General features: G+C 33.4%; 20 protein-coding genes. 12 read left to right on the plus strand and 8 right to left on the minus strand.

The features are described from left to right. The first annotated feature begins 24 nt into the window (after window positions 1-24). From ABD940_RS08625 to ABD940_RS08680, 12 genes are all read left to right on the plus strand, one after another. Window positions 25-1,452 carry an anthranilate synthase component I family protein gene (locus ABD940_RS08625; RefSeq protein ID WP_345202412.1) on the plus strand — a complete coding sequence of 476 codons (1,428 nt, stop codon included), beginning with the start codon at window positions 25-27 and terminating at the stop codon, window positions 1,450-1,452. 18 nt (window positions 1,453-1,470) lie between these two features. Further along, window positions 1,471-2,061, plus strand: a complete 591-nt coding sequence (locus ABD940_RS08630; RefSeq protein ID WP_345202414.1) for an anthranilate synthase component II — start codon at window positions 1,471-1,473, stop codon at window positions 2,059-2,061. A 24-nt stretch (window positions 2,062-2,085) separates the two neighbouring features. Continuing rightward, on the plus strand, window positions 2,086-3,072 hold the full coding sequence (trpD, locus tag ABD940_RS08635; RefSeq protein WP_345202416.1) for an anthranilate phosphoribosyltransferase: 987 nt from the start codon (window positions 2,086-2,088) through the stop codon (window positions 3,070-3,072). Between the two features lie 83 nt (window positions 3,073-3,155). Then, a complete protein-coding gene (locus ABD940_RS08640) occupies window positions 3,156-3,467 on the plus strand; it encodes a GIY-YIG nuclease family protein (protein WP_345202418.1) in 312 nt (103 codons plus the stop codon). Between the two features lie 62 nt (window positions 3,468-3,529). After that, complete coding sequence (gene trpC / locus ABD940_RS08645) at window positions 3,530-4,300, plus strand: indole-3-glycerol phosphate synthase TrpC (RefSeq protein WP_345202420.1); 771 nt, start codon at window positions 3,530-3,532, stop codon at window positions 4,298-4,300. A gap of 26 nt (window positions 4,301-4,326) precedes the next feature. Further along, entirely contained in the window at window positions 4,327-4,998 is a 672-nt protein-coding gene (locus tag ABD940_RS08650) for a phosphoribosylanthranilate isomerase (RefSeq protein ID WP_345202423.1), read from the plus strand. A 33-nt stretch (window positions 4,999-5,031) separates the two neighbouring features. Beyond that, a complete protein-coding gene (locus ABD940_RS08655; RefSeq protein WP_345202425.1) occupies window positions 5,032-5,595 on the plus strand; it encodes a hypothetical protein in 564 nt (187 codons plus the stop codon). Continuing rightward, a complete protein-coding gene (trpB, locus tag ABD940_RS08660) occupies window positions 5,585-6,763 on the plus strand; it encodes a tryptophan synthase subunit beta (protein ID WP_345202427.1) in 1,179 nt (392 codons plus the stop codon). The genes ABD940_RS08655 and trpB overlap by 11 nt, the downstream gene beginning before the upstream one ends. Before the next feature lie 211 nt (window positions 6,764-6,974). Beyond that, window positions 6,975-7,709: a tryptophan synthase subunit alpha gene (gene trpA, locus ABD940_RS08665; protein ID WP_345202429.1), complete on the plus strand. Its 735-nt coding sequence runs from the start codon at window positions 6,975-6,977 to the stop codon at window positions 7,707-7,709. Window positions 7,710-7,740: 31 nt separating this feature from the next. Continuing rightward, window positions 7,741-8,469, plus strand: a complete 729-nt coding sequence (gene lipB / locus ABD940_RS08670) for a lipoyl(octanoyl) transferase LipB (protein ID WP_345202432.1) — start codon at window positions 7,741-7,743, stop codon at window positions 8,467-8,469. 10 nt (window positions 8,470-8,479) lie between these two features. After that, window positions 8,480-8,839: a hypothetical protein gene (locus ABD940_RS08675; protein ID WP_345202434.1), complete on the plus strand. Its 360-nt coding sequence runs from the start codon at window positions 8,480-8,482 to the stop codon at window positions 8,837-8,839. Between the two features lie 46 nt (window positions 8,840-8,885). Next, window positions 8,886-10,007: a lactonase family protein gene (locus ABD940_RS08680; protein ID WP_345202437.1), complete on the plus strand. Its 1,122-nt coding sequence runs from the start codon at window positions 8,886-8,888 to the stop codon at window positions 10,005-10,007. 6 nt (window positions 10,008-10,013) lie between these two features. Here ABD940_RS08680 and ABD940_RS08685 read toward each other — a convergent pair whose 3' ends face one another. The 8 genes from ABD940_RS08685 to ABD940_RS08720 all read right to left on the minus strand — a co-directional run bounded on the left by ABD940_RS08685 (window position 10,014) and on the right by ABD940_RS08720 (window position 17,432). After that, entirely contained in the window at window positions 10,014-10,643 is a 630-nt protein-coding gene (locus tag ABD940_RS08685; protein WP_345202439.1) for a peptide deformylase, read from the minus strand. A 187-nt stretch (window positions 10,644-10,830) separates the two neighbouring features. Further along, window positions 10,831-11,703: a ChaN family lipoprotein gene (locus ABD940_RS08690; protein WP_345202441.1), complete on the minus strand. Its 873-nt coding sequence runs from the start codon at window positions 11,701-11,703 to the stop codon at window positions 10,831-10,833. 266 nt (window positions 11,704-11,969) lie between these two features. Then, window positions 11,970-12,998, minus strand: coding sequence for a hemin-degrading factor (locus ABD940_RS08695; protein ID WP_345202444.1), 1,029 nt, complete (start codon window positions 12,996-12,998; stop codon window positions 11,970-11,972). 4 nt (window positions 12,999-13,002) lie between these two features. Next, complete coding sequence (locus ABD940_RS08700; RefSeq protein ID WP_345202447.1) at window positions 13,003-13,653, minus strand: class I SAM-dependent methyltransferase; 651 nt, start codon at window positions 13,651-13,653, stop codon at window positions 13,003-13,005. Window position 13,654: 1 nt separating this feature from the next. Beyond that, window positions 13,655-14,425, minus strand: a complete 771-nt coding sequence (locus ABD940_RS08705; protein ID WP_345202449.1) for a heme ABC transporter ATP-binding protein — start codon at window positions 14,423-14,425, stop codon at window positions 13,655-13,657. Further along, complete coding sequence (locus ABD940_RS08710) at window positions 14,425-15,465, minus strand: FecCD family ABC transporter permease (protein WP_345202452.1); 1,041 nt, start codon at window positions 15,463-15,465, stop codon at window positions 14,425-14,427. The genes ABD940_RS08705 and ABD940_RS08710 overlap by 1 nt, the downstream gene beginning before the upstream one ends. Further along, the gene (locus tag ABD940_RS08715; protein ID WP_345202455.1) at window positions 15,449-16,327 is read right to left on the minus strand and encodes a heme/hemin ABC transporter substrate-binding protein; all 879 of its coding nucleotides are present in this window, start codon (window positions 16,325-16,327) and stop codon (window positions 15,449-15,451) included. Before ABD940_RS08715 ends, ABD940_RS08710 begins: the two co-directional genes overlap by 17 nt. Window positions 16,328-16,346: 19 nt before the next feature. Then, window positions 16,347-17,432, minus strand: coding sequence for an HmuY family protein (locus ABD940_RS08720; protein WP_345202457.1), 1,086 nt, complete (start codon window positions 17,430-17,432; stop codon window positions 16,347-16,349). Window positions 17,433-17,443 lie beyond the last annotated feature (11 nt).

The raw sequence follows: 17,443 nt of genomic DNA on the forward strand, positions 1-17,443 counted from the left end.
ATCAAATTTTAAAATAAACTGCAAATGTTCAGTAAAAAAATAAAAATAAAAACCGTTTCCAAAAAAACATTGGGAGATCTTCAGACCCCGATGAATATTTACCTGCAGATTCGGGATAAGTTCAGGGATACGATTCTTTTGGAAAGTTCTGATTCCAAAAATATTGACAATAATTTTTCTTTTATTGCTGTTAACGCTGTTGCAGGAATTGAAATTAAAAATTTAAATGAATTTGAAATAAAGCTTCCCCGAAAAGAACCTATCAAACAGTTTATTATTGAACATAAAATAGCAGATGTTTTCGAAGAATTTTCCAATATATTCGAATGTGAAAAGACCAATGATCCTGTAGAAGAAACCGCACAAAGTCTTTTCGGATATACAAGTTTCGAAGCCGTTCAGTTTTTTGAAAATATAGCATTCAAAGCACAAAGTCCGGAAGTTGAAATCCCGATTCTTCGTTACAGATTGTATCAATATGTTATTGCCATCAATCATTATAATGATGAAATGCATATTATTGAAAACCAGATTGAAGATGTAAAATCGGAACTATATTTATTGGAAAGTCTGATTAAAAATCAAAATTCAGTTATTTATCCTTTCGAAAAAAATGGAAAAGAAACCTCCAATATTACTAATGAAGAATATATTGATCTTGTAAAAACGGCTCAAAAGCATTGCATGAGAGGGGATGTTTTTCAATTGGTTTTAAGCAGAAGGTTTGAACAGAAATTCAAAGGTGATGAGTTCAATGTTTACCGTGCTTTGAGAAATATCAATCCTTCTCCATACCTTTTTTTCTTTGATTACGGAAATTATAAATTATTTGGTTCAAGTCCTGAAAGTCAATTAATTATTAAAGATAACAAAGCAACAATGCACCCGATTGCAGGAACTTTCAAGAGAACAGGTCATTTTGAAACTGATTTACAATCTATTGAAGAATTAAAAAATGATGCAAAAGAAAATGCGGAACACACGATGTTGGTGGATTTAGCCAGAAATGATTTAGGAAAACTGGGCAAGAATGTAACGGTTACAAAATTAAAGGAAATCCAACTTTTTTCTCATGTGATACATATGGTGAGCGAAGTTACAGCCGATTTACCGAAACAAACAAATCCTTTTGAAGTGGTTGCAGCAACCTTTCCGCAAGGAACTTTAAGCGGTGCACCAAAACATAAAGCTTTACAGTTAATCAATAAATACGAAAAAGATTCCCGTGGATATTATGGTGGTTGCATCGGAATGATTGGATTAAATGGAACTTGTAATCAGGCAATTATGATACGAACTTTTTTAAGTAAAAATAATACGCTGTATTCTCAAGCCGGAGCCGGATTAGTTGCAAAATCTAATCCTGAAAGCGAATTGCAGGAAGTCAACAATAAATTGAATGCTCTGAAAAAAGCAGTGGAAAAAGCGGAGAAATTGGTTGAAAATTATTAATAATTAAAACAGAAAAAAATGAACAACAATATAAATCAAACAAAAGTCTTAGTTTTCGACAATTACGACAGTTTCACATACAACTTGGTTCAAATTATTGAAAGAATTTTAGATATAAAAGTTGATGTCATGAAAAACGACGAAATTACTTTACAAGAAGTCAATAAATACGATAAAATCATTCTTTCACCGGGTCCCGGAATTCCTGAAGAAGCCGGAATTTTACTGGATTTGATTAAAGAATATGCTCCTACGAAAAGTATTTTGGGCGTTTGTTTGGGTCAACAAGCCATTGCAGAAGCTTTTGGAGGAAGTTTAATCAATCTTTCTGAGATTTTTCATGGAGTGGCAACTTCTACCGATTTTGTAAAAAATGATACTAAGATTTTCAAAAACCTTTCTAGCGGAATGGAAGTCGGAAGATATCACAGCTGGGTTGTAAATCGTGAAGATTTTCCCGAAGAACTGGAAATCACAGCGGTAGATAAAGATGGAATGATCATGGCTTTGCAACATAAAACATATGATGTTCATGGTGTTCAGTTTCATCCTGAAAGCATTTTAACTCCACAAGGAGAAATTATTATTAAAAATTTTCTTCTGAATTAATTAAAATCTTTAAAATTTTCACAAATGAAAGAAATCCTGGAATATCTTTTTAATCATCATACTTTGTCAAAATCTGAAGCAAAGGCGATTATGATTGAAATTGCTCAAAATAAATTCAATTCTACAGAAGTTACGGCTTTTATGACCGTTTTTCTGATGCGAAATATCACTTTGAAAGAACTTGAAGGTTTCCGTGAAGCCCTTCTGCAAATGGCAGTTCCCATGAATTTGGATGCAAGTGATGCTATCGATATTGTCGGAACTGGTGGTGATGGAAAAAATACGATAAACATCTCAACATTATCAAGTTTTGTCGTTGCCGGAGCCGGACAAAAAGTAACCAAACATGGAAATTACGGTGCTTCAACCATTACCGGATCATCCAATGTTTTGGAAGAATTAGGTTATGAATTTAAAGTTGATTCAGACAGATTACAAGATGATCTTGAAAAAGCCAACATTTGTTTTTTACATGCTCCTTACTTTCATCCGGCTTTGCAGTCTGTTGGTACATTGAGAAAATCTTTAGGTCTCAGAACTTTTTTCAATTTGCTCGGACCACTTGTGAATCCTGCAAAACCTCAGTTTTCAATGATTGGGGTCTATAATTTGGAAATTGCGAGAATTTATCAATATTTATTACAAAAAGACGACCGTCACTTTATTCTTGTTCACGGAATGGACGGTTATGATGAGATAAGTTTAACCCATGACAGCAAAATTATCACAAAAAAAGGTGAAGAAGTATACTCAACTGAAGATCTAGGTTTTGATTCTATTACTCATGAAAGTATAAAAGCTGGCGAAACGCCTCACGAAACAGCAAAAATTTTCAGAAATATTCTTCACGGAAAAGGTACGGAACAACAAAATTCTGTGGTTTTGGCAAATGCTTCCGTTGCGTTGTATCACACGGATAAATTTGGCAGTTATGACGATTGTCTTTTGTTGGCTCAGGAAAGTTTATACGGAGGAAAAGCTTTAAGAAGTCTGGAATTGCTTTTAGAATAACGGATTATGATTTAAAATAATTGCGCCTCTGTCATTCAGAACGAAACGCAGTGAAGTGAAGAATCTATAAACACAACCATTTGATGAAAACAATAGGAACTCATAATTATTATGTGTACATACTGACAAACTACAATAAAACTGTTTTATATATAGGTATGACTAATAACTTAAAAATTAGACTGCATCAACATAATAACCCAACAATAGAAGATAAAATACATTTTACAACAAAATATAAATGCTTCCATTTAATTTATTATGAACATTTTCAAGATGTTGAACAGGCAATTTTTAGAGAAAAACAAATTAAGGGATATTCAAGAATGAAAAAAGATAAGTTAATCCATGATTTTAATCCGACTTGGAATTTTTTGAATGAAACGATCGAATAGATTTCTCATTTCACTCCGTTCCATTCGAAATGACAATACGAATGTCTTAAAAAAAAATGAAAATGAATATTTTAGATAAAATCATCCAAAGAAAAGCAGAAGAAGTTTCAATCTCAAAATCAAAAACTTCTGTTCAGGAATTGAAGGATTCTGAGTTTTTTGAAAGAAAAACTTTTTCATTAAAAGAAAATATAAAAAGTAAAATCGGAATTATCGCTGAATTTAAAAGGCAATCTCCATCGAAAGGAATCATTAATGATAAAGTTTCACCTTTGGAAGTTGTTTCGGCTTATGAAAGTTTTGGAGCAAGCGGAATTTCAATTTTAACGGATAAAGATTTTTTCGGAGGAAATTTTGAAGATATTTTAAGTGTAAGAAATGCTATAAATATTCCGATTCTGCGAAAAGATTTTATGATCGATGAGTATCAGTTTTATGAAGCAAAAAGTATCGGAGCTGATGTTGTTTTACTGATTGCAGCTTGTCTTTCACCTCAACAGGTTCAGGAATTTACAGAGCTTTCTCATGAATTAGGTTTAGAAGTTTTACTGGAGATTCATACGGAAGAAGAACTGCAACATTTTAATCAAAAAATAGATTTGGTTGGAATTAATAATAGAAATTTAAAAGATTTTAAAGTTGATTTACAGCATTCTGTGAATTTGAAAAACCAACTTCCAAACGATGTTTTGTCCGTTGCAGAAAGTGGAATTTACAATATTGAAGATTTTAATTTTTTAAAGGAAAAAGGGTTCGATGGGTTTCTGATGGGAGAATATTTTATGAAACATGAAAATCCGGGTAAAAAATTCGAAGAATTTCTTTCAATCTAGCAATATAATAGTTTATCAATTTAACAATGAACATACAACAACCAAAACTCAAAGTCTGCGGTTTAACAAGATTAGATCAAATTCAAGAATTAATTTCTATGAATACAGATTTTCTTGGTTTTATTTTCTATGAAAAATCGCTCAGGTATGTTTTGAATCATTTGAGTTTGGAAGAAATTTTAAAAATTGAACATCAAGGAAAAGTTGGAGTTTTTGTCAATGAAAGTATTGATAAAATTGTTGAAATAAGCCAAAAAGCTAATCTGAATTTCATTCAGCTCCATGGTGATGAAGATGAAAATTTCACTCTTGAATTAAGAAAAAAATTAAATCCTGAAATTGAAATTATTAAAGTGATAAGAATTGGAGTCCAAAAATCGGAACAAATTCAAAAGACAATCAACCAGCAATCAACAACGATCAACTATTTATTATTTGACACAGATTCAACAGCTTTCGGAGGAACGGGACAACAATTTGACTGGAATTTATTAAACGAAATAGAAATTCCTCTACCCTATTTTTTAAGTGGCGGAATTTCTTTGGATAACATTCATCAACTATCAACTATTAAACATCAACCTTTTTCTTTAGATATTAATTCTAAATTTGAAATTGAACCTGGAATGAAAAATTTAAACCAGATTGAAAAATTTAAAGAATTATATATCGTGAAAAATTCAGAGGAAATTCTTTGAGAATTCAACAAAAAACATAAAAAAAACAAAACATTGAAAAAGTATTATTCGAGAAAACTCAAGCTTTTAAGACTTAAAAATTTAAATCTTGAGTCGTTAAGAAAATCTGTTCGCAGAGCTTTATTTTCTCAAAAATTCGAAAACGAAAAAGTAGAGAATTTGCACAAACTTGTCTCCGAAAATGACAGCAATATAGAATATTGGTATCTTGGTGGTCTATTGAGTGATTTCATTGATATCATTAAAAATTTCAACCAAAATGATGTTGAATATTTTTTCGAAACCATTCACTATTGGGACAGCTATCATTTGGTTGTTATTGCAGATAAATTACTTGACAGCAATGTAAAAGCCAGTGTAAAATATGATTTTGGAATCGTCTATTGTAAGATTTTTTGTCTGTATGAGAAATTTGATTCTTATTTTTTAATTGATAATCTGGAGATTGCTGTTAAAATGTATGATTCTAAATTAGACTTAACTATTTTAATTGATCTGACTACAAAAATTCAGTTATTATTTCAGAACGAACAGATCAACAAACAACAATTTGATTATAACCTTTCATTTATAAATACATTACAAAATGAATTATAAAAACCCCGATGAAAACGGATATTACGGAGAATTTGGAGGTGCATTTATCCCCGAAATGCTCTATCCAAATGTAGAAGAATTACAAAAAAACTATCTTGAAATTATTGAATCAGAAGATTTTCAACAGGAATATCAGGATTTGTTAAAAAATTACGTTGGACGGGCAACTCCTTTATATTTTGCAAAAAATTTAAGTCAAAAATATAATACTCAGATTTACTTAAAAAGAGAAGATCTCAATCACACCGGAGCTCATAAGATCAACAATGCTTTGGGACAGGTTTTATTGGCAAAACGACTCGGCAAAACTAGAATTATTGCAGAAACCGGAGCTGGACAACACGGCGTTGCAACCGCTACAGCCTGTGCTTTATTAGGTTTAGAATGTATTGTTTACATGGGCGAAATCGATATTCAGAGACAGGCTCCAAATGTAGCGAGAATGAAAATGTTGGGCGCAACAGTCATTCCTGCAACTTCAGGTTCTAAAACACTGAAAGATGCTGTAAATGAGGCATTAAGGGACTGGATTAACAATCCAATTACAACACATTATGTGATTGGAAGTGTGGTTGGTCCGCATCCTTTTCCCGATTTGGTAGCGAGATTTCAGAGCATTATTTCAAAAGAAATTAAAGAACAACTTTTCGAACAAGTAGGAAGACAAAACCCTGATTATGTGATTGCCTGCGTTGGTGGGGGAAGCAATGCAGCAGGAACTTTTTATCATTTTGTAGATGAAGAAAACGTAAAAATCATTGCCGCAGAAGCTGGAGGTTTTGGAATTGATTCCGGGAAATCGGCAGCGACAACTTTTCTGGGCACTTTGGGTGTTTTACATGGAAGTAAAAGTTTGGTTATGCAGACAAAAGACGGTCAGGTTATTGAGCCTCATTCGATTTCTGCAGGATTGGATTATCCGGGAATCGGTCCTTTTCATGCCAATTTATTTCAAGAAAAACGTGCCGAATTTTTCAGTATTAATGATGATGAAGCGTTGGAATCTGCCTTTGAATTGACAAAATTGGAAGGAATTATTCCGGCTTTGGAAAGTTCTCATGCTTTGGCGATTTTAGATAAGAAAAAATTTAATAAAAATGATGTTGTTGTCATTTGTCTGAGCGGTCGTGGTGACAAGGATATGGAAACGTATTTGAAACATTTATAGAATAATTTGGGCGATAATTTCCGTCTTCCACTCCCGCTTTTTTGTTTCGCTTTGCTACACAAAAAGAGCTCCGTTCAAGCCGGATCGCACATTTGACTTAGAAACAACCTTTGTCATCCGAAGAATTGAGGAAATCTAAATATTTTATAATTAAAGATTTCTCACTACATTTTATTTCGTTCGAAATGACAGGATTAAAAAGAATTTTAAAATGAAAAAACTCAACATATACTTCACAGCGGGAATTCCACAATTGGAAGACACTGCCGAAATCATAAAACTTATACAAGATTCCGGAGCGGATATGATAGAAATCGGAATGCCTTATTCTGATCCCGTTGCAGACGGACCAGTCATTCAAAAAGCTCATGAATTAGCTTTAAAAAACGGAATGACGATTGAAAAACTATTCTCTCAATTAAAAACCATTAAAAACGAAATAAAAATTCCTTTGATTTTAATGGGTTACATCAATCCAGTTTTAAGTTTCGGATTTGAAAATTTCTGTAGAGAATGTTTTGAAAGCGGAGTTTCGGGATTAATTATTCCGGATTTACCACCTATTGAGTTCGAAAAAAATTATCAGAAAATTTTAGAAAAATATAATTTAAATTTCACGTTTTTAGTAACTCCGGAAACTTCAGATGAGAGAATTTTATATTTAGATTCTTTGAGCTCAGGATTTTTATATGCTGTAAGCTCCTCATCTACAACAGGAAATGAAAATGCAGTTTTAAAAAATGAAGACTATCTTTCAAGATTAGCTTCTCTTCAACTTAAAAATACTATCATGATCGGTTTTGGAATTAAATCAAAAGAAGATTTCGAAAATGTGACCGAAAAAGCAGACGGCGGAATCATAGGAACTGCCTTTGTGAATATTCTACTGCAAAATAGAGATTGGAAGAAAAACGCAATAGATTTTGTCCATTCTATCAAAGCATAAAAATCACTAAATTTGTGTATCAAAAAATGGTATGAACACACATCAGAATAAAGTAGTAGAATTTGAAGATTTAGGCGTAAAAGAATATCAACCTTCATGGGATTATCAGGAAAAACTGATGAAAGATATTATCGATACCAAAATAAAAAATCGCGATTTACCTGCAGAACAACATATTACAACTTCCAATCATTTTCTTTTAGTGGAGCATCCTCATGTTTACACGCTTGGAAAAAGCGGTCATGAAGAAAATATGCTTGCCGGAATCGATAAACTAAAAGAAATCGACGCGACTTTTGTAAAAGTAAATCGTGGCGGAGATATTACCTATCATGGTTACGGACAAATTGTCGGCTACCCTATTTTAGACCTTGAAAATTTCTTTACGGATATTCATAAATACATGAGAAATCTGGAAGAAGTGATCATCAGAACAATTGCAGAATACGGCTTAAAAGGAGAACGTTCTCAAGGTGAAACCGGAGTTTGGCTTGATGTAGGGAAACCTTATGCAAGAAAAATCTGTGCAATGGGGGTAAAAGCTTCTCGTTGGGTGACTTTGCATGGTTTTGCATTGAATGTAAATACAGATATGCGTTATTTTGAATACATCATTCCTTGTGGTATTAAAGATAAACAGGTTACTTCTTTAAAAAGAGAGCTGGAAAGAGAATTGACTCCCGAAGAAATGGAAGATATTAAAGCTAAGATCAGAAAACATTTTGTGGAAGTTTTTGAAGCGGAATTGGTAAATAAATAAATCTTTTCAAATGTCTCAAAGTTTTGGAGATCACTTAGAAATCCCTCTCAAAACAAGGATTTATTTAAAAGTTTCAGCTATATTATTTATTGGTTTTATAATTCTTCGTGAAGTTTTTTATGGTGATGAAATTAGAAGAAAGATGTTGTTGGATGAAAGGCGAAACGCTACTGTTGTGGATATTTATAGAGATAGAAACGAACACAATTTTACCTTTGTAAAATACTCTAATGGTAAAAAAGAACTTTTAGATTTCCAATATAAAATTGGAGACTCTGTCTCGAAAAAGAAAGGTGATTCAATTGAATATATCTTCAGGAACAAAAAAATTATTAAAAATAATTGGCTTAAAAATTATCTAAAAAAATAAAACCATTGTAAATTACAGTGGTTTTTATTAATCAATAAAATATACTTTGAAAAACTTTATAATCTTCATCATTACATTTTTTACCTGCAGCAACTTCTATTCTCAAAACACCTACGCATTTTTCGGATCTTTTAATAGAGATAAAAATTTAGAAGGAATTTTCGTTTACGAATTAGACACAATAAGCGGAAAATTATCAAAAATCACGACTTTTAAAGGTATTTTAAATCCGTCTTTTCTTACCGTATCTCCAAATGGAAAATATGTTTTTGCTTGTACAGAAAGTAAAACTGAGAATGGCGGAAGTGTAAGCAGTTTTGAATTTAATCCTGGAAAAAAATCTTTAACCTTTATCAATAAACAAAAAAGCGGTGGTGAAAATCCCGTTTATTTAACGGTTCATAAAAACGGAAAATGGTTGGTTAATGGAAATTATACAGAAGGAAGTGTTTCTGTCTATCCGATTTCAGAAGACGGAAAAATTGAGCCTTATGTTCAGAATTTTCAATTCTCGGAAGGAAGTGTAAACCCCGACAGACAGGATCGTTCTCATATTCATTCGACGGTTTTTTCTCCTGATTTTAAGTATATTTTTCTGCCCGATTTGGGCTCAGATAAAATCCGAAGCTATCAATTTGAAACTGACAGCAACGAACCATTAAAAGCATCAGAATATCCTTTTACTCCGACAACTTTAGGAAGCGGACCGAGACATTTTACCTTTCATCCCAATGGAAAATTTGCTTATTGTATCGAAGAAATGGGAGGTGCAGTAAGCGTCTATTCTTACGAAAATGGAAAACTGAATAATCTTCAAAGAATCAATACACATTCCGAAAAATATAAAGATGATTTTGAAAGTTCTGATGTTCATATTTCGCCTGACGGAAAATTTTTGTATGCTTCCAATCGCGGAAAGGAAAATAATATTGCCATATTTTCGATTCAAAACGACGGAACATTAAAAACAATTGGCTATCAATCCGTAAAAGGAAAACATCCGAGAGTTTTCGGACTTGATCCTAGTGGAAAATTTTTAATTTCAACAAATGCAGGAACTGGAAATGTCGTTGTTTTTAAGAGAAATTCTGAGACAGGATTATTGAAAAAAGTTGGTAAAAAGATTAAAATTAAGAATGTTTCTTGTGTGCAGATAAGAAAATATTAGTTAAAATTATCTCGTCACAGAGCCACTTTTCTTAAAAGCATCAACAGACTGATAAGAATCATTCTTCTCCTTTTCTTTTTTATCTGAAATTAAAATCCCGAAAAGATGATCGATTTCGTGCTGGAAAATCACAGCCGTAAAACCTTCCACAATTTCCGAATACTTCTGTCCTTTCAAATCAACATATTCCAACTGAATTACTTTACTTCTGTAAAACTGATCTCTAAATTCAGGAATCGATAAATCACCTTCCGGACCAAGATTCTGTAGTTCCGACCTCCAAACAATGACAGGATTGATGAAATATTCTAAAGGTTCTCCTGCCTTATCAAAACGCTGAACCCAAATAATTTTTCTGTTGATTCCCACTTGCGGCGCTGCAATTCCTACTCCACCGTCGGTTGCCGTGAGAGATTCCTTCATTCTTTTAACCAAAATTGCTGCATTTTTATCAAGCGGATCGATTTCTGTGGAAAGACTTAATAATGTTTTATGTTGATTTTCATCCGTCGTCTGATAAATCGGCAATGCAGAATTCTTATCGCCTTGATTGATGATTGAAATTTCACTTGAAGTCAGTTTCTGAGCATTGATAAAACCGATGAAAAGAATGAAGAGAAAGGATAATTTTTTCATTTTGAATAAAAAATATAAACAAATATAGCCAATGTCTTTTAAACATAAAGTTTGTCATTCTGACGAAGGAAGAATCTATTTTACATTTAGTAGATTCTTCACTACGCATTGCTTCATTCTGAATGACAAACTTTTCGCATAAAAAAAAAGCTAAAGCCCGTTTATATTTATAGAAATATCATATTTTCTAATAAGTTTTCGTCATATCAATCGGAATAATCAGATTGAAATCTGTCGGGATATAATCTTTTTCAGGAACTTTTAATTCAGGATCTTCTGTTTCAAAAACAGAAATGACTGCCATTTTCAGGTTCGGATTTTTCTGTTTAATATACCAATAAATTCCGCCGAATTCTTTGCTATGATAATTTCCGTTGTAATGAATAAAGGTTTTTCCAGCCTGAATATTTTTCAGGATAGATTCCGCCATTGTTGCATCTTTTGTTGCCTGAGCTGAAATAAAATTCATCACCTTTGTTCCGTCTGCGTGATCACCCATCATGGTTTTCATTTCAGGATAACCTGGAGTGTCCAACGTTACTTTTATGGGCAACTGAGCGATGTAAGTTTTCTCTTTTGCAGATAAATTATTCAAAGATTCCAACCCTTCTTTTGAAGTTTGAGAAGCATATTTTCTGGGAATATTCGTTGCGATGAAATTCAGTTTTTTATCTTTAGCAAAATCAACCAACGGTTTGTAATCTGTTGTAAAATTATTCCATAAACGCGCTGAATCTTTCAATGTTTTTGCATCAAATTTTCCACTTAAATATTGGTTTAATTGAGACTGATTATCTCTTTCAAACATTTCTGCTCCCAAAATAAGCTGTCCATTTTTTTGAGCAAATAAAGCTTCCGTAATTTTTAACTGAAGCCAATGATTGATCGAACTGTTATGATTTTCGCCAAAGAAAACCACATCATAATCAGCCAAATCTTTGACTAGTTTTTCAGTTTTAATTTCCTTTCCTTTTTTATCATAAAATTGATAGGCTTTGAAATTCTGCGCACTTAATGAACAGAAACAGACAAGCAATATCGCTATGAAAATATTTTTCATTTTTATTTTAATTTATTTTTTAAACACAGATGACAAGAATGTTTTCACAAATATCACAAATATACTTTATTTAAATATTTTGTAAAAAGGCTTCGAGAACCTCAGCCTGACATTGTAGATATTAAATTATTACTTAAATCCTTAAGAAAGATAGTATTAGCGTTGTCATGCTGAGGCTCTCGAAGCATCTAAAACAGTGTAAAACAATTTAATAAAAAAGCCGCCTTGAAGAAACAAAACGGCCTTATAAAAAATCATCTAACTATTTATTTTTCCAACTCAGCTACAAGATCTTTCCATTCTTGTAACTCAGGAATTCCGGGTTTTCTTTTTCCGAAGAACTGAACGATGAAATCACCTTCTTTGTTGAATACTTCGATAGCTGTAACTTCTCCGTCTTCAGTTGGTTTTTTCACGATCCATGCTTCGGCAATTTTCGTGACATCAAGGTGTAAGTTGAAATCAGGATCCATTACGTTGAACCATTGTTGGTGCCACATTACTTTTTTCACGTTTCCTGTATGGATCTGGATAATTCCTCTGTTTCCTACGAAAATCATGATCGGAAGTTCTTTTTCAGAAGCATCTTCCAAAACATTTACCACTTTTGCATTGTCGATTTTCTGTGTGAATCCTTCCGGAGCCAATCTCAAAGCCTGAGTTCTGCTTACTCCGAATTTTCTCGTCATCATGAAGAAATCGTGAGTATCTTTCAATTCCGCCCAAGCTTTTTGGAAACCTTCAACATCAATTTCAGAATCAGCTTTTTCAGGAGCTTTTGGAGCTACCGTTTCAAATTCGAAAGCAGGAGTCTGATCTTCCGCCTTGAATTTTTCAACAATTGTATCAAATCCAGCTTCGTTGCTGTCTTTTGTTAAATAAATTTTATGAAGAGCCAATCCGTCTTTTCCGAAGAACTGTAAGCTTTTTCTATCACCTTCCACTACTGCAAAAGAAAATTTCCAATGATTAAGGAAAATTCTCAAATCAATATCTTCACCTACGAAAAGTTGTGCATGAGGACTGCTGAAATCACCATTAAGGTAAGTTCCTTTTCTCTCATGAACACACTCGTCATTACGTGTAAGAGCCATTACTTTTCCTAATTGCTCAACATCCGTTAGAATATCTTTAAATTCAGGTTTAAGAACTGTAACGCCCTCTCCTACGTTTGTTGCCAATAATTCTGCTTCGCTTACGCCAAGCTGTTCAGCTGCATTTCTAATTCTCAAATGCGGATTTTCAGCTTTCAGAGCTTCCCATTTTTCCTTCAAATCGTTTACTAATGTGCTCATTATTTTATTTTTTTATGGTTAAAACTGTATAATTTCTTGTAATTGTTTCGTCTCCTGTTTTACTTTTCACCTGTTCTTCTTTTTCGGATATTTTCATTCTTTTAAAATAACTTTTAGAAACGGTTTGCTCCATTTCATCCGTATTATACAAAGTAAAATCGAACTGCGTGAAAGGTAATTTTTCCATGAAATCCCTTTGTCCAAAAGTCAGAACAAAGGTTCCATTGTCTTTCAGAACTCTGTAGATTTCATTCAAATATTCAATCGGTTGCTCCCAGAAATAAACCGTGTTTACGGTAAATATTTTGTCGAAAGTTTTATCTTCAAAAGGTAATTTTGTTCCTTCATACAAAACAAATTCAGCATGATCTTTAAATTCTGCATTTAATCTTTTGGCTTCATTATGCATTGTTTCGGAAATATCAATTCCTGTATATTTTACGTTTTGAGCTTTATTTAAAATACTTTTAACATGACCGGCATTTCCGTGACCGATCTCAAGAATCGTTTCATCGTCTTCTATTAAAAGTGTTTTAATGCTTTCCAGCGTCATTCCGATGTTGGTCGCATTCATCATTTCGCCGATCTCAATTCCTTTTTCTCCTTTCGGATTGGCAAGATTTTGAGCTAATATTTTTAAATCTTCTTTCTCCATATTATCCAAAAATAATCATTGGGTTACTAGTGATCGGATGGTCGCAAATGGTACACGGAAAGTTGTATGCTTCACTAATGTTTTCTGCAGTAAAAACTTCCGTTGGCGTTCCATATGCGGAAACCTTCCCCGATTTCATCAATAAAATTTTATCTGCAAATTGTGCTGCCAAATTCAAATCATGAAGAACAACAATCGCAGAATTAGCTTGTTTAGTGAAATTTTTAATAATTTCTAAAGCTTTATACTGATGTTTTATATCTAAATTGTTTAATGGTTCGTCAAGAAAAACGAGTTTATGGGCAATTTCGTTCTGTAACTGTGCCATCACTCGCGAAAGATGTACACGCTGTTTTTCACCACCCGACAAAGTATTATATTCTCTGTCTTTCAAATGATAAACATCCGTTTGATACATCATATTATTCATCGCTTCATGGTCTTCCTGTCTCGGCTGAGCATCGAAATACGGATAACGTCCCATCATTACGACATCTTTCACCTCAAGCGGAATATCATTGCTGTTGTGTTGAGAAAACTTCGATTTGTGTTTCGACAGATCTCTTATTTCCCAATCTCCAATGTTTTTATCTTTAAATAAAATCTGATGTTTAGATTTCACTTCATTCGCTAAAACACTCAATAAACTTGATTTTCCGGCTCCATTCGGACCTACAATTGCTAAAAATTCACCGTAGCCTAAATTAACATCCACAGAATCCAGAATATGGAATTCTTTGTGTTTATAACTGATCTGATGCGCCTTTATCATTACAATGATTTTTTAAATTTAATTAAGATCGCGATAAAAATAGGTCCTCCCATTAATGCTGTTAAGATTCCGATCGGCAATTCCGAAGGCTCTACAATACTTCTGCTGAATGTATCTGCAGTTAATAATAAAATACTTCCGCAAATCGCTGACAAAGGCAAAATAAAAGCATAATTTGATTTAAATAAAAGTCTTAAAATATAAGGTACAATAAGACCTACAAAACCAATCGTCCCCGAAAATGCGACAGAACTTCCCACCATTAATGCTGTAATAATAATGATCTGTTTCTTTAATCTTTCTACATTAATTCCTAAATGCTGTGCATCTTTTTCGCCCAACATCATCGCGTTCAATGCTTTGCCTTTTGGAAGTAAAATGATATAAGAAATGATTAAAACAATTCCTAAAATAATGTTCTTTGTCCATGTTGCAGCCGCCAAACTCCCTAAATTCCAGAAAGTTAAATCTCTCAACTGATCGTCTTTTGAAATATAGATCAAAAAACCTGTAATTGAGAAACCGATTGCTGTAATCGCAACTCCGCTCAATAACATCATAACAACGTTGGTTTTTCCTCCACTCGTGGAAATCCTGTAAACCAGCAACATTGATAATAAAGAACCAATAAAAGCAGAAATACCTACCAATGAAAATTGTACGGCTTCAGGAAGATACTGTTTGAAATGTCCTCCTAAAACAATCGCAATAGCAGCAAGTAAAGTCGCTCCCGACGTCAATCCTATTAAATCTCCTGTCGCTAAAGGATTTTTGAACAATCCCTGCAAACCTGTTCCTGAAACGGCAAGCATACTTCCGATAAGAATTGCCATGATAATTCTGGCTGCTCTTACGTCCCAAACTACATATTTATCACTCAATGATAAACTCTGATCTCCTTTAATTACTTTTCCTAAAACTTCAAACGCAGATTTACCACCAAAGTCATAAACCCCTGTATTAAGAGACCATACTGCTATAATGACAAGCAGTATGGCACTTATTGTAATGTAAAAGTATAATTTACTTTGTGCTTTCAACTAAAAGTTTGTTTAATCCTACTGCAGCCTCTCCTAATCTTGGTCCGAAACCAGAAATTAGACCTCCATCCATTGCGATGATCTTTTTGTTTTTACCTGCGTTTGTCTGAAAAACACCCGGCATTTTTAGTGCGCCTTCGTTACCTCCTGCACCTTCTAATCCGCTTGTGAAGAAGAATAATACATCAGGATTTGCTTTTACAACTGCTTCTGGAGTCAATGGTTTGAAATCTTCGAAATCAGTTACTGCATTTTGGCCACCTGCAAGACCAATCAATGCATCCATCGGAGTTTTTGTACCTGAAACCATCAACATGTTTCCTCTTGCGTAGATGAACAATACTTTTGGTTTTTTAGCAATTGGCTGAACTTGTTTTAAATCAGCATCGATTTTATCATTAAGTTTCTGATAATCTGTATTTCCGATCGCTTTTGCAACGTCTGCAATTAATTTTTTAGTTCCGTCAACCGTAAATTCCTGCTTAAAAGTCTCAGTTTTGATTCCTGAAGCCTTGATTTTCCCCATTAATTCAGGGTTGATGTCTTTATCAGAAGCTAAAATCAACGTTGGTGAAACTGCCATAATTGGCTCAATCGTCATTGATCTCATGTGACCTAAATCTTTAGCCGTAGCTTTCAAAGATTCCGGATAAGTACTTGTAACATCGGTTGCAACGATTTCTTTTTCGTGGCCTAAAGCAGCTACGATTTCTGTAATTCCGCCATTAAGTGTTACAATTTTATTATTAGATTTTGGTGTTTCAGAACTAACTTCTGTTTTATTTTCAGTTTTAGCACCTTCTTCTTTTTTGCAAGAATACACTGCCATAAGAACAGAAGCTGCAAGAATGAATTTTTTCATGATATACTATTATTTGACTTTATAAAGGTTTGTATTCGAACTGAGGTCTTCCTCTTTCGCCTGTTGTGCTTGTAAGTCTTGTGAATCTTAATTTGAAGTAATATCCTTCCGCATCTTTAATAATATAAAAACGATCACCGTAAACCTCAAGACCATTTGTCCCTACAGGATTTCTCCAGTTTGCACCGATAATACGCTGATTATTGTAAATAAACTTAGTAGCATCAATATCCGAAGCTTTAAAATTATTGTAAGCTTCGATTCCAGAGCCCGGTGAAGGAATTACCACTTCATAAGCTCCTACTCCCCCAACATTATTGGTTGTTACGAAATCTGCATAGATATAACTTCCGGCACCTGTAATAGTATTTGTAAACACTGTAAAACAGATATCCCATTTCTTTCTTTCAGGCTGAATTGTTACTTCTTTATTATTTTTTAAGCTGGCAAAATTGAAATTATAGGTAGAATTTTTAGCAATTGTTAATTCTTTATGTGATGTAGCTCCCACTTCTGCATACTTTACCATGTATCCGTCACCAGATCTTACAATCTGAACCTTCATCCAACCTCTGCTGTCGCCTCCTGTTGCAACCGAACCTGTAGCAACTGCTCCTGTATAAATTTCTTTACCCATATTTACAAGATAAACTGCGTTATCAGAATCATTTGCTTTAATTTCTTCAATCGCAGTATAACCTGCCGGGAAATTTCCGTTTACATCATCTATATAAACTTCATTAGCCGGATTAAAATTAGCAACCTGAACCAGATTCTTCAATGATGTAACACTAGCTTCTGTTACCTGATCAATGTTTGTAGCACCCGTAATTTTACCCGCTGCCATCATAATTGATGAATTCAAAACTACTTTAAAATTACTTCCCGAATAAAAAGCAAGATCCCAGTCTGTTCTATTGGTAAGGACTTGAGAATTTGTCCCCAAATCAAACCAAACCTGATTGGGCTGAGTTGCTCCACCTACATCAGGATTTACAACTTCACCATCAGAAGGAGCGATAAAAACAGGATCTTCATTATCATTAATACATGACTGAGAAATAAAAGAAGCTCCTATTAAAAGGCAAAATAGTATTTTTTTCATTTTTAATTTAT

This window comes from Chryseobacterium ginsengisoli (assembly GCF_039542325.1).
GTDB classification, from domain to species: domain Bacteria; phylum Bacteroidota; class Bacteroidia; order Flavobacteriales; family Weeksellaceae; genus Chryseobacterium; species Chryseobacterium ginsengisoli.